The following is a 21,714-nucleotide window of genomic DNA, read 5'->3' on the forward strand; positions in this document are numbered from 1 at the left end:
ACTTTTGATTAATGATTATAATTTTGCAATATTTTTTAGCAAAAATTAATAAGATTTTTGCAGAAATAGTTATTCATATTGCCAAAAAAAATCTTATAACTTGCAGCTAAAAATAGCTATAATTATGATTATTCTATTACAAGAGTACAGAACCTAATTGACTGATTAAATAAAAATGTTTATTATCAATCCAAATTAAATGTAAAAGTATATTTTATGAAAGTTGTTAGCTCATTAAAATCGTTAAAAAAACGTGATAAAGATTGTCAGATCGTTAAAAGAAGAGGCAAAATTTTTGTAATAAATAAAAAGAATAAAAGATTTAAAGCAAAACAAGGTTAATTAATCGTTTTTGGAGAAACAATATATTTGATGAACTTAAAAAATTAGCTACGTCGTCTTTTTAAGTCCTCGGGTGCTGAGTATTTATTATATGCTCCGCTCCTCGGTTTGCAGACTCCTTGCTCTTTTTCAAGTTGATCTTCGTATATTATTTTTCATTTTACTTCAGAGTATATAATACTACTTTTGAAAGATAAAGAAATAAATATGGCCGGTCATTCAAAGTTCAAAAATATTCAGCATCGTAAAGGGGCTCAAGATAAAAAAAGAGCAAAAGTTTTCACTAAATTAATTCGTGAAATAGTTACTGCAGCTAAAACCGGTTCTTCTAATAACCCTGAAAATAATCCACGTCTTAGAAATGCTTTAACCGCCGCACGTAGTCAAAATCTCCCTAAAGAAAGAATAGATAAAGCTATTAATAGTGCTAATGATTCTTCTAATACCGAAAATTATACGGAAATTAGATATGAAGGTTATGCACCGAATGGTATTGCTATAATAGTTGAAGCTTTAACCGATAATAAAAACCGCACTGCTGCAGAAGTACGCTCTAGTTTTACTAAATATGGTGGGAGTTTAGGTGAAACCGGTAGTGTCAATTATTTATTCAACCATTGCGGAGTTATTCAGTATCCAATAAATATAGCATCTAATGAAGATGTTTTAGAGGCAGCCATAGAAGCTGGGGGGCATGATATTATATCCAATGATACCACCCATACCATCTATACGGATATTGAAAATTTCTCTAAAGTTCTAGAATTTTTCACTGGCAAATACGGCATACCTGAAGATTCGTATATAGGCTGGATCCCATTAAATACAATAATTATAGATGATAAGGACAAAGCTGAAAAATTACTAAAGCTTGTGGAAGTTTTAGAAGAAAGCGATGATGTGCAAAGAGTTTTTGGGAATTATGAGTTATCTGATGATGTTTACGAAATAATACAAGGAGAACCATGACTTATAACGATGCAAACTATCAAATAATTATTTTAGCAGCCGGTAAAGGTACTAGAATGGAGTCCGATTTACCGAAAGTAATGTATAAAGTCGGTGGAGTTCCAATGCTTGAAACGGTATTAAAGAATTCGCTTAACGTCACAAATGATGTAATTATAGTTTATTCAGAAGAACTTAAAAAACATTTAACGCCCTATGAAAATATGTGTCGCTTTGTACTGCAAGAAGAACCTAAAGGCACAGCTCATGCTACTTATGCAGCAATAAATTTAATTAATAAAAATAAAACAATATTAGTTTTATACGCTGATCATCCTCTTATTACTCCAAGACTTATGCATGAATTAATAGCTTATTTAAGCCTTACTAATTCTGCATTAGTGACTTTAGGCTTTGAGAGAGCAAATCCGCTTCAATATGGGAGAATAGTTACTGATAAAAATGGTGAATTTTTAGAGATAATCGAACATAAAAATGCAAGCGCAGAAGAGAAAAACATAAAGCTTTGTAATTCAGGTATTATGGCTTTCAGTAGCGAAATTTTAAATAAATACTTACCTTTATTTGCTACTAATACTAACGGTCATAAGGAAATTTATTTAACTGAAATAGTAAAAATATGTAAAAATCACGGTGAAAAAGTTTCATATTTATTATCTACTGATCATGATTTAATTGTTGGTGTTAATACTAAAAATGAGCTAGAAGAAGCCAATAATATTTTTTCTCAGAATAAGTCTTAGCTTTGTAGTATGGATACCCGAGTCATCATTGCAAGCGACTAAAGGCTTTGTGGCATAGATTGTTTTATGTCATTCCCGCGAAAGCGGGAATCCAGTAAAATCTACAAAAAAATTGTTTTTATAGGTTTATTTTTTGGGATCCTCGCTTCCGCTGGGATGATATCGAGTAGGCTTTTTACTCTATGCAACAACATCAATACCTTGTGAGAATGACATAGGAAGCCATACAGGCAATGCTAAAAATTTGGGAGAGATGGCCGAGCGGTTTAAGGCGCACGCCTGGAAAGCGTGTTCACGGCAACGTGTCGGGGGTTCGAATCCCCCTCTCTCCGCCAGCTCAGTTTATGGTATACTCGCATGATTTCAAGAATTGAATTTGTTATCAAATGGTGAGTGTGTACAGCTTATACTTAATAAGTAAGTACATGAATTCATGAAGATAACAAAAAGCAATTCTTAAAAGCAGAAGAGTATGTTATGCTTGTTTATTTTCTTTATAATACTTAGTATATTTATCTAGTAAAATCCTAATAAGGAACATGTGCAGTTGCTACTTCTGATTTTAAAAATTCTACGCTCTCTTTACTTAAAGAAATGGTTACTTTTACTGAATCATCTTTTAATAAAAGTTCTCTAAGGTGCGGCAAGAAATCTTTTACTATTTTTACTTCCCCTATTTCTCCATCAGTGTATTTTATCCTCTTGCTCATAAATTCTCTTACCTTTACGCCAGTATCTTGCTCCAAAAATTCTTATATGATTATCTCGGAACATAAAACGGACTGTTAAAATATTACCATCAACTTTACCTAAACAAAAATATCTTTTTTCTGTAATACTAGCTTACCACGCTCTAGTCTGAACAGTTAGCCAATTTTTGTAGTTTATCGAACCGGAAAGCCAAATAGTAATCAAGGTTTCCACTGTCGAGTATTTAAAAGTTTCATATGCATTTATTATTACAGTTATAAAGGCTAAAAGCTTTTTACAAAGCTTATCTCGTCTACTAATTACCTCATATTGATAGTCTTTTAATTTCTATTTTTACTTTTATAATAAAAATAGTAGTATATTTATATTATTTTTTCTATTACAGATGTACTTTTATAAGTTGCAATTATATACCTAGTAATCAATTAATTTATATTAAGTTATGGCTCATAAAGATTTATCACATTTAACAGAAGAACAAATCAAAGATTTAATAAAACGTTATTATAACTATGAGAAAATAGCTAATTTATTAGAAGAATTTAATGTTAATGTATCCCCCAATAGTTTAGTTAGTTTATTTCTGCTTGTTACGCATTATAAATTATTTTGTAAATACTACCGAGATACAAATTTAGTTATTAAGCTAAAGAGTAGAAATTATTATAGCTATGTTTATGGAGAAACGAGTTTTGCTCTATTAGGTCCTATATGTAATCATAACAATAACTCTAGTTGTTCATGTGATAATTGTAAGAAAGCTATAAAACAAAAAACAAACTGAAGCAGAAGCAAAAAGACATATTTTAATAGATACATTTTTGTATAAAAAATTAAAGCTTCGCCAATTGAAGAATTAACTCTAAAAGATACTTTATATTTATTAAGTGTAGTAGAACATTCTGCTTCTGAAGATCTTGAATTTGTAAAACCATATTTAAAAGGATATTCTGTACCGAGTTAGTACCGGACGAAGATTTAAATGATCATATTGTAGGACATCTAGGTCGTAGAGGTTTTGTATTAATTAATCCTTTAACAAGCAGTCTTGATGCCTTCAAATTCAATCAAGAAAAAGCATTAACAGACTATTATCCAAAGTTTTATGGGCTCTTTTGCCTAATATGGATATTGCAAAAAAAAGAATATTTAAATTCTGTGCGAAATATAGTTAAAGGCGAATGGTCTTCATCATGGAAAAAAGAGGTCAGTGATATATGGCATCAAATTGCTACATATGAATGTATAGAAAATTTTAAATATTTATTGAAAAAACATAAATTTTCCATAGATCAATATAAAAGTAGCTAAGCAAATTTGGCAAATACATAAAGGATTATGGGAAGTTGCGGTTATTCCTGAAAATAAACCGGCATTAATATTTTGGCAGAAAGTCATTAACAAATTTACCAAAGGTAATTATCTTGAAGCAGTTAAACTTGTTCAAATGAGTGATTACAAGGCCGAAAGAGTTATTTTTGAATTTGGTGCCAATATATTATGAATATAAATTTTACTACAACCTAATCTCTGCTTTTGCTAAATCTTTTAAAGTGCGTGATCCGGTGCATAGCATGGTAATTTTAAGCTGCTCAATTATCAATTGTATCTCTTCGAAAAGCAAGCTTTCAGAAGTATCTGCCGCTTTTAAAAATTGACTGGCAAATCCAAAAATATTAGCTCCTATACGAATTGCTTTTGCACCATCAATACCGGATTTTAACCCACCACTGGTAATAATCGGAATATCTTTTGAGACTTCCCGCACCATTTTTAGAGAATCTAAAGTCGGGATTCCCCAGTTAATAAAGCTACTAGCTATACGGTTTTGTAACGAATTTGTAGCACGATAAGCCTCCACTTGACTCCAAGATGTTCCACCGCTCCCTGCAATATCAAGAACCTTAACCCCTGCATCAATAAGACTCTCAGCAACTTTTTTAGATAAACCGTATCCTACTTCCTTAACAATTACCGGAATAGAGAGGTAATTAACCACTTCTCTTATCTTAGGTAACAGTTTTTCCCAGTTTCTATTACCTTCCGGCTGAGTCAGTTCCTGTAACACGTTTAAGTGTAAAATTAAGGCATCGGCTTTAATAGCATCCACTAAATACTGACATTCTTTAGGTGTCACTCCATAATTAAGCTGTACTGCACCGATATTGGCTAGTAAAGGGATATCGGGAGCTATATGCCTTACTGCAAATGTCTTGATTGTATCCGGTTCCGTTAACAAAACCCGCATAGAGCCAAGCCCCATAGCAATACCGGCTTTTTGAGCGACCTGTGCAAGTCTATAGTTAATATCTCTAGCTCTAGTCGTACCTCCGGTCATACTAGAAATTAGGATAGGTGCTTGTAAAGATTTTCCAAGGAAAGTAGTAGTTGTATTTACGCTATCGTAGTTAATTTCCGGCAATGCATTATGAATAAATTGAATAGATTCAAAACCGCTTTTAAGTGTAGATTCAACGTTTTTCGTAAGATTAATTTCAATATGGTCTTGCTTTCTTTCTATATCTAAATTCTGATCTTTTAGCATTTTCTCACTAATTCTTTTTACACTTAATATATATTAATATATCTAGGTTCTGTGAAGATTTCTAATTGATTTTTTATTTTGAAGTATTTTTTAGCGCAAATTAATAAGATTTTTGAAGGAGTAGTTATGCATATTTCAAAAAACTTATAATTTGCAGCGAAAAAGAGTCATAATTATGATGATTCTATTAAATGTCCACAGAACCTAAGCATTTAAGAAATAATCAAGTGCTGCAAGTTTTGAAGGTAAGTTTATTAATGGGTCTGAATGCTCAAAATCATAAGCATTGTAAATTTGGATATATCCTATAGGAGTACAGTCTGCTGCTATAATGTAAGCGTGTATATTTTTAGGCTCATTATTTTCTAGCTTATACCCTATAACATAGATTGAGTATTTTTGTGCGATTAATTCTAAACTCCATTCTATATCCTTATCCCACCATAGTTTTATATGTGGCATTTCTAGCCATTTTAAAAAAAGCAAAAAATGAGAAGTAGAAAGTGGAATAAAGCTTATGTTAATATATTTCTTATCATTAAATAACTTGTATTACCTTTAAAATGCCCCGCTTTGAGCTTTATATTCTCCGATCTGTTTAAAGCCGGCTTGACAAACATGTATATTATACTATTAGCAAAAAACACATAGAGAGATATTTAAGTTAAGGATGAAGCTCGAGCATTAATTGAGCTGTTAGCTAAGCATAAAGCTAATCACTCTCAAGATTATTACTATGCTGTTAGAAAGAACGCAAATAGCGATAACCCTATTGAGATAGCCACACGTTTCATATACCTTAACAAGACTTATTATAATGGTCTTTATAGAGTAAATAGCAAAGGAGAGTGCAATGTCCCGATGGGATCTTATATGAATCCTAATATTCTTGATAAGGATAACATACTTGCGTGTAGTAAAGCTTTACAAATTCAGATAGCGATTTTATAAAGAACTTATACAAGTCTTTTAGTATAGATATAGTAAATGCACCAAGAAGCATAAATTGTAAATCCAACAGTAGGCGAGGAGCTAATGAAGTTTTAACAAGCAATTATTAGTACAATGGTAAAACAAATTGCAATTTTACAAGCTAATAAAACTGGAAACGAACTTGAGATTTTTATACATGATCGACTAAAAAGAGAAGGATATTGTTTTGTATCTAATAAAAGATTTAGTACAGCTAAGATCCTTAAGCAGCCTATTTATACTAGACAGTTTGAAATTGGCAAAAATATTTATGATACTAAATGGAAATGCGATTTTATATTATATCATCCAGGACGTCATCCCAATTACCTAGTTATAGAATCTAAGTGGCAACGATCAGGAGGATTGGTTGATGAAAAATATCCTTATCTTGTGCTAAACATAAAAAAACAAGGAATTTATAATACTATATGATGGTGATGGATATAAAAAAGAAGCCTTGAAATGACTCAAGGATCAAGTTGGCAGTAATTTAATAGAAGTGTTTAGTATTGCTGAATTTACAGCTTGGGTAAATAAAAAGAAAATATAGGTTATACAAGTATATAATTCCCTTAATTTCAGTACTCGATGCATATATTATTTAATTTATATTAACTGTAATAATATACAGGGTTATTTATGTTAAAGAAATTGATATTAGTATTGTTGTGTATAAGTAGTTATAAATCTCTAGGAGAATCTAATAAGACCGAGAACAATGTTTCAGCAATAGAAAGAAAAAAAGTTTCTAGTAATGATAAACAACTAAAACCTATCTACTTAGAGCATTTTGATCTAACTTCGGATTTAAATTCTGCAGAAAAAAGCCTGTTGAGTTTAGAACCTTTATCACCTAATAATAACAATACGAAACCTATAATTGTAGATGTTCAGGAAAATTTTGAAGGGCTAGATAGAGTTAAAGAGGATGATATTCGCACTGCAAGACAGAGAGAACTTGTTCAAAATAGTTTGCTAGGAGATTTTTTAGGGGGTTTTATTTCTCGACCGCCACCAAAAATTTTAGGAGAGAAAATTCAAGATAGGAGAGGATTATATATTCAACAGACTAAAGCTAAAAAATCACCGAAATAATGCAGTAGAGGGGATAAGTAACAGCTTATTTATCAAGCATGCAGCTAATGATATAATAAGTCGATTAGGGATGATTGATAAGGATTTTTCGGATATTCTAGAAATATCGGCTAAATGCGGTTATCTTACGAGCTTACTAAAAAATGCTTATCGAAGTGCCGATATTACCGTAACAGATATGTCACCTTTATTGCTTGATTCTTTTGAGCATAATCATAAATTATTAATCGATGATGAAGATTTAGAATTGCCAAAAGACTCTTTTGATTTAATTATTTATTCATTAGGGTTACACTGGATAAATGATGTACAACGCTTTTTATCTAATATAAGAATATTTTTAAAGTCTGACGGTATTTTTATCGGTAATTTTGTCGGAGGAAATAGCTTAAAGAATTTACGTAAATCCTTAATAGATGCCGAAATAGCAAGTAATTTTAAACACTCTCCTCATATTGCTCCTTTTATTCATTTTGATCATGTTCCGATTTTATTTTCGCAAGCAAGATTTGCCGAAGTAATTGTTGACTATGAAAATATAGAGATAAAATTTGATAATCCTTTAGCTTTAATGAGAAAAATAAAAAATATAGGTGAGGCAAATTCACTAAATGCTAGTCATAACTATGCTATTTCTAAAAAGATGTTTTCTTTACTACAAAATTATACAAACGGCTTTGAAGATAATATTAATTTAATTAGTTTTATTGCTTCACCAAATAAGAATAGTATAAGATTAAAGTTGTTATAAAGGTGATAGTGGTGTATTTTTAGCAGTATTAAGTCATTGCAAGGAAATTATGTAAGTAATTGACGAAACAATCTCAGAATATTTGACAAGATTGTCACGCAGCTTATGGCTGCTTGCAATGACGATCCAACAATTTATTAAGGTCAAACAAATATGCAAGAATTTGATTTAGTGGTAATAGGTAGCGGTCCAGCCGGTTATACAGGCAGTATTAGGGCTGCTCAGCTTGGTATGAAAGTAGCGTGTATTGAGAAAAGCGATACTCTTGGCGGCACTTGTTTAAATATAGGATGCATACCATCGAAAGCTTTACTTAATTCTTCGGAAAAATATGAAGCAGCTCTAAAACATTTTGAGAATATAGGTATTACTGTAGATGTAAAACTAGACTTACAAAAAATGCTAGCTAATAAAGATAAAGTAGTTCTTGATCTTACAAAAGGTATAGAAAGTCTATTTGCCAAAAACAAAATTACTAGGATAAAAGGTGAAGCTAAAATTATCTCTAGTAATATCATTGAAGTAAATAAAGAGCAAATTAACGCCAAAAATATCCTAATTACTACAGGTTCCAGCGTCATAGAAATACCGGATATCAAAATAGACGAAGAATTTATTATTTCATCTACCGGTGCTTTAAAACTTTCCAAAGTACCTGAGAACTTAATAGTAGTCGGCGGAGGATATATAGGCTTAGAACTTGGTTCAGTTTGGCGTCGTTTGGGAGCTAAAGTAACGGTTATTGAGTATGCACCGAACATTGTACCGATGCTTGATAAAGAAATTGCTACACAATTTATGAAACTACAGCAAAAACAAGGTATAGAGTTTAAACTGAATACTAAAGTGCTATCTGCTGAAGTAAAGTCAGGAAAAGTAAATCTGACAATAGAGGAGGGTGGTAAGAATTCGGTAGTAACAAGCGATGTTGTATTGATGGCAGTAGGCAGAAAAGCCTATACGCAAAATCTAGGACTTGAGTCTGTCGGTATTATTACGGATAAGCAAGGTAGCATTGAGATTAATGACCGGTTCCAAACAGCAATTTCAAATATTTACGCAGTCGGTGATGTGGTAAAAGGAGCTATGCTTGCTCATAAAGCCGAGGAAGAGGCTATAGCTGCCGTGGAAATTATGGCAGGGCAGACAGGACATGTTAACTATAACTTAATTCCAAGCGTAATATATACTTATCCTGAAGTAGCAAGCGTCGGTGAAACAGAAGAACAACTAAAAGAAAAAGGCATTAATTATAAAGTCGGTAAGTTCCCGTTTTTAGCAAATAGTAGAGCAAGAGCAATCGGTAGTACGGAAGGGATGGTTAAGATCCTTGCCGATAGTAAAACCGATAGGGTTTTAGGAGCTCATATTATAGGAGCTGATGCAGGTACATTAATTGCCGAGCTTACGGCTTATATGGCATTCGGAGCGGCTTCAGAAGATATAGCAAGAACCTGCCACGCTCACCCCACTTTAAGCGAGGCTATAAAAGAGGCAGCACTTAGTGTAGATAAGAGGACTATTAATATGTGATATATTTCTACGTCATTGTGAGGAAAAACTGTAAGTTTTGACGAAGCAATCTCAGGCGTCCTGCTTTATGATTGCTACGCTCCTTGCAGTCGCGGCGTTGTTGCATGGCTTGAAAAACCAGTTTGGTGTCATACCGTGGTTTGACTACAGTATCCAGTAAAACCACTAAAAATATTAATAATATTAGTATTTTTAACTAGATCCTACGAACAAGTCACAGGATAACAGAGATGCAGCGAGCCATGCATGCCACAAGGCCTTCAATCGCTTGCAATGACGAATTTAAGGATATTTATGACCAAACAAGAGCTGCGTCTTTATTTCAAAGAATTTTTAATAAAAAATCAAGATAAGATTAATTCCGATTTAGTCAAAAACTCTCTAATCAATAAAATTAGCCGGTTATTACAGGAGTTAAAAGGAAAGACAGTAGGACTTTACTTTCCTCTAAAATACGAAATTAACTTACTTGAAATAACAAACTTACATCCTGAAATAAGATTCTTCCTACCGAAAATCATAAAAAATGAGATAAAATATTGTCCTTATCATTATAACGATCAATTGGCTTTAGGGGCTTTTAAAACCTATGAACCTATAAATAATGATTTTTTTGTTCCTGAGTTAGTTATTATCCCAGGGCTTGCGTTTAGTAAGGAGGGTTATAGACTTGGATACGGCAAAGGATATTTTGACCAATATCTTAATAATAACCGAAATATATTAACCGCCGGAGTTTGTTTAAAAGAACAATTAATAGATAATTTTCTGATTGAATCTCATGATCGTAAGCTTAAATGTATGATTTCGGTATAATAACCTTAATTTTTTTAACTTTTTTTATTGTATAAAATATTATATTTATATATTATTACAAGAATCAACTTAGGGTAAAATGGTTGATATAATAAAAAAGTACCTTTTGCTTTTTGTTTGCACAAGCAGTTGGAGATTGGCTAGAAACAGGACAAATATCCAGCGATACGCAAACTGGAGATATTTGCTTTCAATTAGCATTAGTAGGAGTAGGGACACTTATCATAGATCAGGTATTTAGTAATAGTAACTTGCCTGAATGTATACAACGAATATGTCAAAGTAGTACAAGATAGTGAGATACAAGTTACATTAGTTGGCTAATTTTTTTCTATTCATAATAGGCTACAAGTTATTTGATTTATAGCTTTTTTCTTATAAGTTATTACACAAACTTATTATTTTCTCTTTATATTTTTGTTTGTGTAAATATTTGCTTTTTAAATTTAGATTTTTAAAATCCTTGTGATTTAATGGTGGGTATTTACTAAGCTTTACTAAATCTTCATCTAAAATAAAATGCTTACGAGGAATATTAATAGTTTGTGCATTCTCTTCACGATAAGCTGCAAGCATTTGAATTTTGTGATTAAAACTCTTATCATCACTTCTATATTTTATTTTTTTCCAAGCATCTTTCGGCTCAACCTTATAATTTCTAACATCTAATAAAGAACTAAGAGTAGTTTGGTATTTATTAGTTAAATTATTTCTAATAATTATATTATTTAACTCTTTATATATCTTATACAAATACTCCACGTCTAACATTGCATAATTTAACATATCACTAGTAATAGGGCGTTTTAGCCAGTTAGATTTTTGGTGGGTTTTATCGATAGTAATACCGATTAGCTTATAGCAAAGGTCATCATAGCTTAGCTGTTTACCGAATCCGCAAATATTTGCTGCAATTTGTATATCAAAAACATTAGCAGGTAGTGTTTTAAATAAATTATAGAAAATCTCTAAATCTTCACGAGGAGCATGAAATATTTTAGTAATATTATTATCTGCAAGCAGCTTATTAAAAATATTCAGATCTAAATTGCTTAATGCATCAATTATTCCGCAATATTCTTCTGCTTTAACTTGAATTATACTAAGCTGAGCATAATAAGTATAGCGACGCTCAAATTCCGTATCTATGCTTAAGCATGCCTTATTTGCTAACCGGTTACAAAATTCTTCTAATGTTTTTTGATTATCGATAATTTGCATAGAAGCTATTTATAAAGCTCCGATAATTTTTAAGAAAAGATTAGTATGAGATAACGATAGAACAACTTCAAGACCGATTAAAATAATAATAATCCACTCAAGTTTGGTGGAATGTTTATAATTAAGATCGTTTGAAAGAATGTTTAAAAGCTCGTGAATCATATTAAGACGATGATTCATTATATTTTGCCGTATTTCTATGTCTTGAAACTCTGCCGTCATGAGATATAGAGGCTCATAACTCGGACGACGCCAAAAGAATTCCGGAGTATCGAATATATCACTATGCAAACTGATTGAATAACGCTCGTTAAATAATATACCTATTTGCTGTAATATCTCTTTTTTAGAAAGCGATACGCTACCGGTTCTAGCTAGTTCCTGTTGTATAGGGGTTGTCTGAACAATTAAGTTACTAACAGATTGCTCAAGAACGCTAAGTTTAACCGATTGTGCAAGAGCATGGGAAATAGAAAGTTTAACAAAAACTGATTTATCTGCTAAGATTATTTTATTTTTCTCTTCATCAATAAATGTTTTCTTGACTTCCATATTATATTCAAAATAAATATAATCGGATACCGGCTCTTTAAGCTTATTTACTGGTACTAAATCAGTATCGCTTAAAACTATTTTTTCTTGAATTTCATCGCCACCCCAAATAGTCACACAACCAAATGGGAAGAAAAATATCTCTATAAAATCAGAATCTTTATTTATCTCTTTCCGAATATATAAAACATCGTCAAAATGTTGAGGTTCAAGACCAATCTTTTTTAAATTAGTAACTAGATCACTCATCTTATATTCGGACGCAGTACAGTAAGATGAACATCTCATGATTATTAAGTTTAATTTATATAAATTTAGAGTATAGTAGTTAGGAACCTATAAAGTCAATAATATTATAACTATGTATGAAATATTAAGTAATAGAGAAATTATCAAAATAATAGGTTTCGATTCCGTAAAGTTCCTACAAAATCTCATTACTAACGATATTTGTAAGAGTATAGTCAATTCAGTTGAATTCGGATACAAAGAACGAGGAGCGAAGCCTATAATAATAGGCGAGACAACGAGTAACGCAGTAGGCGAGTCCAAATCAATTGACTATAATTATTGCTATACTTATTTGCTTAATAATCAAGGAAGATATTTATTTGATTTTTTCGTGTATGTTCATAACCCTGAGGAAATTTACCTTGATATTGATAAAAGTAATAAAGCTGCTTTGATAGAGTATTTAAACTTCTATAAATTTCGCTCAAAAATACAAGTAATAGATTGTAGTGACGAATATAAAGTTATCTACTCGCTTCAAAAATTAGATATAGACTCGCTAATTACGGTTCGTGATCCTCGTTATGCTAAGCTTGGTTTCCGCTCAATAAATAAGCTCGATGTCATACCGCGGCTTGACCGCGGTATCCAGAAAATAATTAAAAAAGACTGGACCCCATGGTCAAGCCACGGGGTAACAAAGGGGGGACCGCCCCCCTCAACAACATCTCCCCACGCAAGCGAGGATCCAATATACCTAGAAGATAAATATAATTTTGCAATAATAGATGGTGTGGAAGATTTAATCACAGATAAATCTATTCCAAATATGTATGGTGCTGAGGAGTTAAATGCAATTAGTTTTGATAAAGGTTGTTATGTCGGGCAGGAAGTGATTTCAAGGGCTAAATATCAAGGAGTTATAAGAAGAAAGATATATAAAATTACAGCAGATGAAGATTTATCTTCATTAGTTAAAGATGAAGAAATACTCGCAGATAACAATAAAATCGGCGTAATATGCTCAAGTTATCACAATAAAGCAATCGCCTTAATCAGAGAAGAAAAATATTTTGCCGATAAAGAAGCTGATGTTACCGTTAAAGGGATTAAAATAAACTTATCTCTCGCACCTTGGTATTGAATAATAGTTAATTTTTTAATAATTACTTGATATTTATTAAGTTTTAATATATTATAATAATAAATAGATACAAACCATATTTCATGGTATTTTTTATAAAAAGTTAATATAAATTGGAGACTTTTATTACACCTTTTCAATTATTAACTTCAGGAAACATACAATTAATACCGGCTATATTAAACGGAACTAATGTTAACAACAAACTTAATATTTTTGAAGCTCTTTGTAGTTTAATACCTCAACAATAAGATCAGAATGCTAAAAACATTTTAGACAATACTGCTGTACAGATATTAAACAAAATGATCCTCATCCCTGACACTAATTGGTGATAAGAAAGATACAAACAAACGGTAATACTATACTTGAATGGGGTATTTGGAGTAATAGCTCCAATGTTATTGATGTATTTCATCATAACCCTACACTTATGGCAAAATTTGTTTCAACTGAGAAAGCACAAATTCATAATTTTTTCCGTGTTGCTATGGAGTCGTATATTTCTGATGATTTCCGTAAGACACAAATTGAAAAATTTATACAATTAGGTTTAGATATTAATGATCTTGGTCAAGATAATTATATTGCTTTATATTTTACAATAAATATTTATTTAAATAAATAATAATTGAGAATCTAGTTAAATTTGGCGCTAATCCTTCGCTTGAAGCAAATAATATATTAAATTTATTAGCTACCGGTACTTTACAAATACAAAATACCATATCTAAAATGTCCGATAACGGTCATAAATATTTAGCTCAAGCATGTTTTAAAACTTTAATAATGAATGTAAAGGAATTAGTAGAAAAAACATTAGAAATTGTAACCTTGAAAATTCTACCGGCGGTAATAATATGATTGCTACGCTTGGTAATATAATATGGTCTATTAAACATTCTTAGAAAAATGCATAAAAAATACGCATACAAAACCTGATTTAAATTTCTATGATAAGGGTGGTAAAACACCACTATAACGCTACTAAAATCGTAGAAACTTTAATAAAAAATGGCGGTAATGTAAATCTTCAGTATACTCAAGATGCAGCTACTCCTAGCCATAGATTATTTTTAAATAATTCAAAAGTATAATGCTAGCAACCAAAAACTGCTAACTCTAAAAGCATTATTAAATAAAGAAAACAAGCCACCGTTTGATCCAAGTATCAAGATGGTGGGTAATAAAACTGCAGCAGATGTATTAGAAGAGAAAAAACAGCTATAGTTTATGACAATGGTTTAATCTTTATGAATAAAAATGAGTCTTGTATGTCATTCCTAGCTCTAAAAGCGGCCTTATTGCATGGCTCGTTTATGTCATGCCCGCAAGAAGCAGGAATTCAGCATAAAGCGAGATAAAGCAAGCTTTAAAAAATCTTTTAAAAAGTTTTGAAGTACTGGATTCCCGCTTTCGCGGGAATGACATCGAGTCTTATGACACCCATGTGTATTCGTAGAAATGATATACTTTTTTAACTCCACAAAAATATTGTTTGTTTCTTTTTTTATCTTTATTATTATTTGCATAGAAAATCCCTATAACTTAACTCTATGCCAAATATAGATCTCCTTATTTTTACTAGCTTTTTAGCGATTAATTTGCTAGTTGGACTTCTAAATATCAAAAATATACAAAATATTCACGAATATGTGATAGGAACAAGGAATTTTTCTACAGGCACAATAGTCGCAACTCTTATTGCTACTTGGATTGGTACTAGTACTTTTTTAATCGATAATTCAAGAATATATACGGACGGATTATTGTACTTATTACCTAGTATATTCGGTAGCGTCGTTAGTGGGTTATTAATTAGTAACTTTATAGCTCCTCGTTTTGAGAATTTTTTGGGTAGCTTATCGGCAGCAGAAATAATAGGGGAGGCGTACGGTAACAAAGTTCGTATTCTTACGTCGATAGTTAGTATATTAATGTCTATAGGTAGGATTGCCATGCAATTCCACGTAGCAAGTTTAATATTACAGCTATTCTTTAACATTTCAAATTTTTACATAGATTTATGTATTGCCACTGTAATAATAAGCTATTCTGCTTTTGGCGGTGTAAAATCAGTTACTTTTACCGAAGCCGTACAGTTTTTTACTTATAGTGCAATTATTCCGGTAATAGGAATTGTCGTATGGAATGTTTTTAGCGATCCACATATAGTTATAGACTCAAATGTACAAACTCGTCTTACTGATTTACAAGGATTGTTTCACTATACTAGTCCTAAATTTTGGATTTCTTTAAATATTTTTATATATTTTGCGATTCCATCACTTGGTCCTTCAATTTTTCAAAGAATATTGATGGCAAAAGACACAAGGCAAATATCACAAACATTTTCTATTTCGGCAGTTATTTGTCTTTGTTTATCCGTTTTATTCATTTGGATTGCAATATTATTATTGTCTCAAGATCCGGCAGTTAACACCAATGAATTGTTTTTACGGATCATTAAAAGTTATATAGGATTTAAGGGGTTAATAGCCGGCGTTATTATGGCAATGATAATCGCAAGTACGAACTCTTATATTAACGTTGCAGTGGTAACTTTTACTAATGACATCATTAAAAAAGCTTCATTAAATTATAATTATATAACCGCAATTACTATAGGATTAATAGGTTTTATTATATCGCTCTACACTAAAGATTTAATAAATCTATTTTTATTATTGACTAGCATCTATTTACCGCTAATCACTTTGCTGTTAATTTTGTTAATATACGGTTTTAAATCAAGTGCCAAAAGTTTTTTTATCGGTATGATTGTTGCAATATTAACTATTATATTGTGGCAAATATTTTCTTTAAGAGCAGTTCTAAGTATTTATCCGATACTACCCGCAACTATTGTACATTTACTCTTTTTCCTTGGAAGCCATTATATGTTAAAGCAACCCGGAGGGTTTAGCGCTTTAAAAGAGCCGCTAGCCGTTAAAATAATCAGACAAGAGAGAGAAAGAAAAGGTTTGACTTTATTTCATGATCTTAAGAATTTTAACATCTTTAAATATTGGGAAAGTACCCTACCAAATCAAGAAATTACTTATAGTTATGTCGGTATATTTATTTTAATATCGCTGTTCTCATCTTTATATACCACATCAGGTAGCAGAATAATGAACCATTTGGAGATATATAATATTATTTACCATACCACACTTATAACTGCTGCAATATTAATTACTTATCCTTTATGGTCTTTAAAGTTTCAAAAGAATTATATTATATCTTTATCTTGGTTTGTGGCTACTTTCGTTATATTAATATTTTTCGGTAGTTTACTTGTTATATCAAGTAGTTTTGATCAACTGCAATTAATGTGTTCGATAATTAACTTACTTATAATTGCAACGATATTCAAGTGGCAAGCTACTTTACTTACGACCGTTACAGGCGTGTTTGCTAGTATAGAGTTTTATAAATATTTTATGGATGAGAAGTTATTAATTAGCATAGATAGTTGTCAATTCAAAGTAGTATATTCCTAACCTTATTTAGTAGCCTTTTAATAGTATGCTTAAAACCAAGGCAGGAGCAAGAAAAATTAGTTAACCTAAAAAATACTCCTTTAGGTAATAGAGTTAATTATAGAGAGCAGGAATTAGAGAAGTTACTTGATTTGAAACATGAGTTCTTACGTAATATAAACCATAAAATCAATAGGCCACTAACCGATATTATTAGCCTTGGTAAAACCTTATGGGGCTAATTATGATAAATTTAATGAAGATCAGCATCGCAATGCATTAGAGATTATAGCTAAAAGCTCTATTAAATTAAATAGCTTGATAAATAATATTCTAGATTTTTCTATCCAGTCTTAATGATGAACTAAATAAAAAAGATATAAACTTAAGCGAATTGCTATATGAAAGGATTAAAATATGTAAGAAATTATATCTAAACGGCAAAATCTTAAATTTTGTATCTGATATTGAAAAGAATATAATAATTATATTCTTTTCAATTTTAACTGTGATCCTCATTATATTAAACACACATTCGATAATCTAATAATCAATGCTATCAGCTATTGTAGTGAGGAAATAATAAAAATTGATCTACACATGCAAGAAAATAATATCTTGTTAGTATAAAAGACGATGGAATAGGAGTACTGCAAGAGGGATTGCAGAGTATATTCAGTGTATTTGTCGTAAGCTCTAAAACACTTACACCGGCAGTAATAGGTAGAGGAGTAGGCCTTACATTATGTAAGAAAGTAATAGAACTGCACGTCGGAAAAATTTGGGCAGCAAACGATAAACAGGGAAAGACTACTTTTATTTTTATGATGCCTTTGTAATTGAAAATGTCATTCCGTTGATTACAGGCATCCAGTACTTTTTGCTGTCATACCTTGGCAAGGCTACGGTATGACATTATTATGAAAAAAATTATTTTTAATAAACAACGAGATTTTATATCAATAATAGCACCGGCGTCAAGCTGTCTAGATGCACAAGATAAATTAAAGGAAGCTATTAAAATACTAGCGTTGCATGGTTTTAAAACTTTAGTAGATGATAAGATTTTTTTAGGTGATGAATTGCTCTTTTTCGCCGCTTCTAAAGAGGGAAGGTTGAGAATGTTTAAAGAAGCTATGGAAAATGAATAGGTTAAAATAATGGAGGCTTTTCGCGGCGGATTATGTCTATAATAAATGTTCTTAAAGGAGAAAAGAGTGAAATACAACTTATACCTATAAAGAAAATTAGTGAGAAAAATATAACAGGTACAATAACAGGCGGGAATTTAACGGTTTTAACTAAATTGATTAGTACTGGTTTGCAAATTCATTCTCATTCCTATGCTTCTTTATGTCATTCCCGCGGAAGCGGGAATCCAGAAAAAATAATACTGGATCCCCATTTTCACGGGGATGACAATAAAATTCTATTGCTTGAAGACGTTAATGAAAAAGCCTATGCCGTGCATCGTAATCTAGTTCAATTAAAAAATACCAGTATATTTGAATGCATAAAGGCAATAATCTTTGGTGATTTTACTAAAGGGGATGAGTTTGTAGAACAAGCTATAAAAAGTTTTTGTTTAAATCATATTCAAAATATTGGAACTTATAAAGTAGCAGGAATAGGGCATAGAGAAGTAAATCATCCGGTTATTATGAATCATGAAGTAATTATAAACAGTAATGTTTTAAGTTTTACTAGCCCTTTTGAAATAGTAGAAAACAAATGACAAATTCTATCAGAATAGGTACAAGAAAAAGTCCACTTGCTTTAATACACACTAATTTAGTTATTCAGCAAATCAAACAATTTTTTCCTGATATTCATTGTGAAATAGTGCCAATTATTACTAGCGGGGATTTAATCCAAAATAAACCATTATACGATATAGGCGGTAAAGCTTTATTTTTAAAGGAAATAGAACAAGCCTTGCTTGATAAAAAAATTGACTTAGCTGTTCATTCTTTAAAAGATGTACCGGGTAGAATACCTGAACCGCTAGTAATAGCTGCTGTTTTAGAGCGTGAAGACCCCAGAGATGTTTTTGTTTGTCTAAAATATAAATCTATAGAAGAGCTGCCGCAAAATGCCGTAATAGGTAGCTCGGCAGTACGAAGAAAAGCATTTATCCAAAAAATAAGACCGGATTTAAAGGTAACGGTTTTTAGAGGGAATGTTGATTCAAGAATAAAAAAGCTAATGACCGGCGAAGTTGACGCAACAATTTTAGCATATACAGGTCTTAAAAGGTTAGAGATGTTTAATCCGGAGTATTGCCATTTGATAGAGTATTCACAGATGTTACCGTGTATAGGGCAGGGAGTCATTGCAGTTGAGATTAGAAAAGACGATAATGCTATGCTTGAGATATGCAACCAAATTAATCATCTTTCCACTTTTGAACTAATAAAACCCGAAAGAGCATTTTTAGAGTATCTAGATGCTCATTGCCGCACCCCGATTGCTGCTTATTCACAATATCTAGATGCAGATCCTAGACATCCTTCCAAACTCACGTATAGGAAGGCATTTGAAGGAAACACGGAAGTGCTTGCCACCGCAGCGTACAAAAGCGATCACACAGATGCGAGTACCGGATTGACATTACCCCTAGAAGTAGAGCTTGGGAAGATGTCTAATATACAAACCGATTTTATGCTCGGTAACCTTGACGGCAATAAAATAACTTTCCATACCGAAACTACCAATATAAAAACTTCAACAGAAGCAGGCATAAAAGCCGCTAAAATGATGTTGGAAGCTATCTGTAAATAAATTTTAATCGATAATTTAATTCTTTTTTGCTGTAAATTATAAGATTTTTTTGAAATATGAATAACATCCTATCAAAAATCTTATCAAGATAACCTCTTAAATCAACTAGATAAATAGATATTTAGGGAATATACTCCTAAAATATCTAAATTTGCAAGATATTATCATGACAATACAAAGATTTTTAGACTTAGAATTACCAAAAAGACAGTCCTGTTTTTTGTGGGGAGCACATAAAACTGGTAAGTCAACATATCTGAAACAACGTTTTCCGGATAGTTTATATATAGATTTATTACAAGCTGATATCTATAAAGTTTACTTTCAAAATCCTGAAGGTTTAAGAGAAGAGCTTAAGTCAAAAGACGGCATCTCAACTATTATTATTGATGAGGTGCAAAAAATTCCCTTAGTTAGATGAGGTTTATTATTTAATAGAATCTAATAAATCTTTACAATTTATCCTTTGCGGCTCTAGTGCTAGGCACTTAAAATCAACACAGGTAGCAATTTACTTGGCGGAAGAGCTGGAGATATATGTTTTTGCCGCTATGCTATTCTGAGATAAAAGAGCTTGATTGACATAAAATTTTTAATCATGGACTAATACCTGATCATTATATTGCATCAAAAAAGATTCATAAATATCTTGCGTCCTATTTATATGACTGACTATATTTTACCTGAAGTACAGTTTGAAGCAAATTTAAGAAAAAGCAAAGCATTTTTGCAAGGTTTCTAGAAATTATAGGCATTTCAAACGGTAAGATGATAAATTATAGTAATATAGCAAGAGATTGCAGTGTTGATGCAAAACCGTTAGAACATATTTTGAAATATTATATCCGTATAGATCACGTAGTAAAAGACAAATTATTACAGAAATGCCTAAATTTTACCTTTTCGATACCGCACTTAGCAATTACCTAAGGAAATATGAATATCAGGAAATGACAGGGTTTGATGCTGGTAAATCTTTTGAGCATTATGTATTCTTAGAATTAATAGCTTATAAATATTTAAACGACAAAAGAGATGAGTTATTTTATTGGCGTACTAAGAAGGATATGAGGTTGATTTTATATTTCAAAATCATGCATTTGAAGTTAAAATTGCTTCTTCTATACAAAAAAATCATTTAAAAGGTCTATTAGAATTTAGTAAAGATAGTGATTTTAAATTACATGTTATATCTTTTGAAAAAACAAAACGTATAATTAATTTAGAAAATAACAAAATTACCATTTGGCCTATGCAAGAATTTTTAGATACTCTTTGGCATAATGAAATATGGCGATAAAATAATTAATAAATTTTTTCTTAAATTTTAATTTAAAACTAAATAGTATGGTTTATTACCCATATATGGATATTTAGTATAGAGCTAAGTATTATTAAATTAATCGATTAAAGGCTAAAAATGCATTCTTCTTTTGAATGGGATGAAGAAAAAACCGTTTTATGTTCCGAGATAATCATATAAGAATTTTTGGAGCAAGATACTGGCGTAAAGGTAAGAGAATTTATGAGCAAGAGGATAAAATACACTGATGGAGAAATAGGGGAAGTAAAAATAGTAAAAGATTTCTTGCCGCACCTTAGAGAACTTTTATTAAAAGATGATTCAGTAAAAGTAACCATTTCTTTAAGTAAAGAGAGCGTAGAATTTTTAAAATCAGAAGTAGCAACTGCACATGTTCCTTATTAGGATTTTACTAGTGAGCTGGCGGATAGGGTGGGATTCGAACCCACGGTACGGTTGCCCGTACGCCAGTTTTCAAGACTAGTGCCTTAAACCGCTCGGCCACCTATCCAAGAAG

General features: G+C 31.3%; 20 protein-coding genes, 2 tRNA genes and 6 pseudogenes. 22 read left to right on the forward strand and 6 right to left on the reverse strand.

The window, feature by feature from the left end; all coding sequences use genetic code 11:
* Positions 1-216: 216 nt before the first annotated feature.
* The 4 genes from ykgO to ACPKKV_RS05240 all read left to right on the forward strand — a co-directional run bounded on the left by ykgO (position 217) and on the right by ACPKKV_RS05240 (position 2,389).
* The gene (gene ykgO / locus ACPKKV_RS05225) at positions 217-342 is read left to right on the forward strand and encodes a type B 50S ribosomal protein L36 (protein ID WP_004998227.1); all 126 of its coding nucleotides are present in this window, start codon (positions 217-219) and stop codon (positions 340-342) included.
* 207 nt (positions 343-549) lie between these two features.
* Entirely contained in the window at positions 550-1,311 is a 762-nt protein-coding gene (locus ACPKKV_RS05230; RefSeq protein ID WP_392506854.1) for a YebC/PmpR family DNA-binding transcriptional regulator, read from the forward strand.
* On the forward strand, positions 1,308-2,054 hold the full coding sequence (locus ACPKKV_RS05235) for a sugar phosphate nucleotidyltransferase (protein WP_392506567.1): 747 nt from the start codon (positions 1,308-1,310) through the stop codon (positions 2,052-2,054). Before ACPKKV_RS05230 ends, ACPKKV_RS05235 begins: the two co-directional genes overlap by 4 nt.
* 247 nt (positions 2,055-2,301) lie before the next feature.
* Positions 2,302-2,389, forward strand: a tRNA-Ser gene (locus ACPKKV_RS05240).
* 140 nt (positions 2,390-2,529) lie between these two features.
* Here ACPKKV_RS05240 and ACPKKV_RS05245 read toward each other — a convergent pair.
* Positions 2,530-2,764, reverse strand: a pseudogene (locus tag ACPKKV_RS05245) (CopG family transcriptional regulator).
* A 443-nt stretch (positions 2,765-3,207) separates the two neighbouring features.
* On the opposite strand from ACPKKV_RS05245, the gene ACPKKV_RS05250 reads away from it, so the two are divergent.
* Both ACPKKV_RS05250 and ACPKKV_RS05255 read left to right on the forward strand, forming a co-directional pair.
* Positions 3,208-3,549 carry a hypothetical protein gene (locus tag ACPKKV_RS05250; protein ID WP_392506568.1) on the forward strand — a complete coding sequence of 114 codons (342 nt, stop codon included), beginning with the start codon at positions 3,208-3,210 and terminating at the stop codon, positions 3,547-3,549.
* 507 nt (positions 3,550-4,056) lie between these two features.
* Positions 4,057-4,269 (forward strand): hypothetical protein, encoded by a 213-nt coding sequence (locus ACPKKV_RS05255; RefSeq protein ID WP_392506855.1) that lies wholly within the window; start codon positions 4,057-4,059, stop codon positions 4,267-4,269.
* Between the two features lie 12 nt (positions 4,270-4,281).
* Here ACPKKV_RS05255 and fni read toward each other — a convergent pair whose 3' ends face one another.
* Together fni and ACPKKV_RS05265 are read right to left on the reverse strand one after the other, a co-directional pair.
* On the reverse strand, positions 4,282-5,310 hold the full coding sequence (gene fni, locus ACPKKV_RS05260) for a type 2 isopentenyl-diphosphate Delta-isomerase (protein WP_392506569.1): 1,029 nt from the start codon (positions 5,308-5,310) through the stop codon (positions 4,282-4,284).
* Between the two features lie 204 nt (positions 5,311-5,514).
* The gene (locus ACPKKV_RS05265) at positions 5,515-5,772 is read right to left on the reverse strand and encodes a ribosomal L7Ae/L30e/S12e/Gadd45 family protein (protein ID WP_392506570.1); all 258 of its coding nucleotides are present in this window, start codon (positions 5,770-5,772) and stop codon (positions 5,515-5,517) included.
* A gap of 231 nt (positions 5,773-6,003) precedes the next feature.
* Between ACPKKV_RS05265 and ACPKKV_RS05270 the strand changes: the two genes are divergently transcribed.
* The 7 genes and pseudogenes from ACPKKV_RS05270 to ACPKKV_RS05300 form a co-directional block, all read left to right on the forward strand.
* Positions 6,004-6,261 carry a DNA adenine methylase gene (locus ACPKKV_RS05270; RefSeq protein ID WP_392506856.1) on the forward strand — a complete coding sequence of 86 codons (258 nt, stop codon included), beginning with the start codon at positions 6,004-6,006 and terminating at the stop codon, positions 6,259-6,261.
* A 114-nt stretch (positions 6,262-6,375) separates the two neighbouring features.
* The gene (locus tag ACPKKV_RS05275) at positions 6,376-6,717 is read left to right on the forward strand and encodes a PD-(D/E)XK nuclease superfamily protein (RefSeq protein ID WP_392506571.1); all 342 of its coding nucleotides are present in this window, start codon (positions 6,376-6,378) and stop codon (positions 6,715-6,717) included.
* 207 nt (positions 6,718-6,924) lie between these two features.
* On the forward strand, positions 6,925-7,380 hold the full coding sequence (locus tag ACPKKV_RS05280; protein WP_392506572.1) for a hypothetical protein: 456 nt from the start codon (positions 6,925-6,927) through the stop codon (positions 7,378-7,380).
* A 31-nt stretch (positions 7,381-7,411) separates the two neighbouring features.
* Positions 7,412-8,131, forward strand: a complete 720-nt coding sequence (locus ACPKKV_RS05285; RefSeq protein ID WP_392506857.1) for a methyltransferase domain-containing protein — start codon at positions 7,412-7,414, stop codon at positions 8,129-8,131.
* A 153-nt stretch (positions 8,132-8,284) separates the two neighbouring features.
* Complete coding sequence (gene lpdA, locus ACPKKV_RS05290) at positions 8,285-9,664, forward strand: dihydrolipoyl dehydrogenase (protein WP_392506573.1); 1,380 nt, start codon at positions 8,285-8,287, stop codon at positions 9,662-9,664.
* Positions 9,665-9,958: 294 nt separating this feature from the next.
* The gene (locus ACPKKV_RS05295) at positions 9,959-10,480 is read left to right on the forward strand and encodes a 5-formyltetrahydrofolate cyclo-ligase (RefSeq protein ID WP_392506859.1); all 522 of its coding nucleotides are present in this window, start codon (positions 9,959-9,961) and stop codon (positions 10,478-10,480) included.
* Between the two features lie 99 nt (positions 10,481-10,579).
* A pseudogene (locus ACPKKV_RS05300) lies at positions 10,580-10,804 on the forward strand (hypothetical protein); the annotation flags it as partial.
* 51 nt (positions 10,805-10,855) lie between these two features.
* Here the strand turns inward: ACPKKV_RS05300 and ACPKKV_RS05305 are convergent.
* Together ACPKKV_RS05305 and ACPKKV_RS05310 are read right to left on the reverse strand one after the other, a co-directional pair.
* Complete coding sequence (locus tag ACPKKV_RS05305) at positions 10,856-11,701, reverse strand: ribonuclease D (RefSeq protein ID WP_392506574.1); 846 nt, start codon at positions 11,699-11,701, stop codon at positions 10,856-10,858.
* 9 nt (positions 11,702-11,710) lie between these two features.
* The gene (locus tag ACPKKV_RS05310) at positions 11,711-12,502 is read right to left on the reverse strand and encodes an RMD1 family protein (protein ID WP_392506575.1); all 792 of its coding nucleotides are present in this window, start codon (positions 12,500-12,502) and stop codon (positions 11,711-11,713) included.
* Positions 12,503-12,614: 112 nt separating this feature from the next.
* Between ACPKKV_RS05310 and ACPKKV_RS05315 the strand changes: the two genes are divergently transcribed.
* The 9 genes and pseudogenes from ACPKKV_RS05315 to ACPKKV_RS05355 all read left to right on the forward strand — a co-directional run bounded on the left by ACPKKV_RS05315 (position 12,615) and on the right by ACPKKV_RS05355 (position 21,602).
* Positions 12,615-13,628 (forward strand): CAF17-like 4Fe-4S cluster assembly/insertion protein YgfZ, encoded by a 1,014-nt coding sequence (locus ACPKKV_RS05315; RefSeq protein WP_410528171.1) that lies wholly within the window; start codon positions 12,615-12,617, stop codon positions 13,626-13,628.
* A 305-nt stretch (positions 13,629-13,933) separates the two neighbouring features.
* Positions 13,934-14,256, forward strand: a pseudogene (locus ACPKKV_RS05320) (hypothetical protein).
* A gap of 107 nt (positions 14,257-14,363) precedes the next feature.
* Positions 14,364-14,725 (forward strand): annotated as a pseudogene (locus ACPKKV_RS05325) (hypothetical protein).
* A gap of 459 nt (positions 14,726-15,184) precedes the next feature.
* A pseudogene (locus ACPKKV_RS05330) lies at positions 15,185-17,952 on the forward strand (sodium:solute symporter family transporter).
* An 81-nt stretch (positions 17,953-18,033) separates the two neighbouring features.
* Positions 18,034-18,848, forward strand: a pseudogene (locus ACPKKV_RS05335) (LD-carboxypeptidase).
* Complete coding sequence (gene hemC / locus ACPKKV_RS05340) at positions 18,845-19,894, forward strand: hydroxymethylbilane synthase (protein WP_392506576.1); 1,050 nt, start codon at positions 18,845-18,847, stop codon at positions 19,892-19,894. The pseudogene ACPKKV_RS05335 and the gene hemC overlap by 4 nt, the downstream one beginning before the upstream one ends.
* Positions 19,895-20,060: 166 nt before the next feature.
* Entirely contained in the window at positions 20,061-20,315 is a 255-nt protein-coding gene (locus tag ACPKKV_RS05345; RefSeq protein ID WP_392506577.1) for an AAA family ATPase, read from the forward strand.
* 463 nt (positions 20,316-20,778) lie between these two features.
* Positions 20,779-21,036, forward strand: a complete 258-nt coding sequence (locus ACPKKV_RS05350) for a DUF4143 domain-containing protein (RefSeq protein ID WP_392506578.1) — start codon at positions 20,779-20,781, stop codon at positions 21,034-21,036.
* A gap of 383 nt (positions 21,037-21,419) precedes the next feature.
* On the forward strand, positions 21,420-21,602 hold the full coding sequence (locus ACPKKV_RS05355; RefSeq protein WP_392506861.1) for a hypothetical protein: 183 nt from the start codon (positions 21,420-21,422) through the stop codon (positions 21,600-21,602).
* Positions 21,603-21,618: 16 nt separating this feature from the next.
* On the opposite strand, the gene ACPKKV_RS05360 is transcribed toward ACPKKV_RS05355, so the two are convergent.
* Positions 21,619-21,708, reverse strand: a tRNA-Ser gene (locus tag ACPKKV_RS05360).
* Positions 21,709-21,714 lie beyond the last annotated feature (6 nt).

The sequence above is a fragment of the Rickettsia finnyi genome (assembly GCF_049668125.1).
Lineage (GTDB): Bacteria > Pseudomonadota > Alphaproteobacteria > Rickettsiales > Rickettsiaceae > Rickettsia > Rickettsia kotlanii.

Bases quoted from the DNA above. Each gene is read 5' to 3' on its own strand.
- ykgO (WP_004998227.1), top strand. From the start codon at position 217: ATGAAAGTTGTTAGCTCATTAAAATCGTTAAAAAAACGTGATAAAGAT.
- ACPKKV_RS05230 (WP_392506854.1), top strand. From the start codon at position 550: ATGGCCGGTCATTCAAAGTTCAAAAATATTCAGCATCGTAAAGGGGCT.
- ACPKKV_RS05235 (WP_392506567.1), top strand. From the start codon at position 1,308: ATGACTTATAACGATGCAAACTATCAAATAATTATTTTAGCAGCCGGT.
- ACPKKV_RS05250 (WP_392506568.1), top strand. From the start codon at position 3,208: ATGGCTCATAAAGATTTATCACATTTAACAGAAGAACAAATCAAAGAT.
- fni (WP_392506569.1), bottom strand. From the start codon at position 5,310: ATGCTAAAAGATCAGAATTTAGATATAGAAAGAAAGCAAGACCATATT.
- ACPKKV_RS05265 (WP_392506570.1), bottom strand. From the start codon at position 5,772: ATGCCACATATAAAACTATGGTGGGATAAGGATATAGAATGGAGTTTA.
- ACPKKV_RS05275 (WP_392506571.1), top strand. From the start codon at position 6,376: ATGGTAAAACAAATTGCAATTTTACAAGCTAATAAAACTGGAAACGAA.
- ACPKKV_RS05280 (WP_392506572.1), top strand. From the start codon at position 6,925: ATGTTAAAGAAATTGATATTAGTATTGTTGTGTATAAGTAGTTATAAA.
- lpdA (WP_392506573.1), top strand. From the start codon at position 8,285: ATGCAAGAATTTGATTTAGTGGTAATAGGTAGCGGTCCAGCCGGTTAT.
- ACPKKV_RS05295 (WP_392506859.1), top strand. From the start codon at position 9,959: ATGACCAAACAAGAGCTGCGTCTTTATTTCAAAGAATTTTTAATAAAA.
- ACPKKV_RS05305 (WP_392506574.1), bottom strand. From the start codon at position 11,701: ATGCAAATTATCGATAATCAAAAAACATTAGAAGAATTTTGTAACCGG.
- ACPKKV_RS05310 (WP_392506575.1), bottom strand. From the start codon at position 12,502: ATGAGTGATCTAGTTACTAATTTAAAAAAGATTGGTCTTGAACCTCAA.
- ACPKKV_RS05315 (WP_410528171.1), top strand. From the start codon at position 12,615: ATGTATGAAATATTAAGTAATAGAGAAATTATCAAAATAATAGGTTTC.
- hemC (WP_392506576.1), top strand. From the start codon at position 18,845: ATGACAAATTCTATCAGAATAGGTACAAGAAAAAGTCCACTTGCTTTA.
- ACPKKV_RS05345 (WP_392506577.1), top strand. From the start codon at position 20,061: ATGACAATACAAAGATTTTTAGACTTAGAATTACCAAAAAGACAGTCC.
- ACPKKV_RS05350 (WP_392506578.1), top strand. From the start codon at position 20,779: ATGCCTAAATTTTACCTTTTCGATACCGCACTTAGCAATTACCTAAGG.
- ACPKKV_RS05355 (WP_392506861.1), top strand. From the start codon at position 21,420: ATGAGCAAGAGGATAAAATACACTGATGGAGAAATAGGGGAAGTAAAA.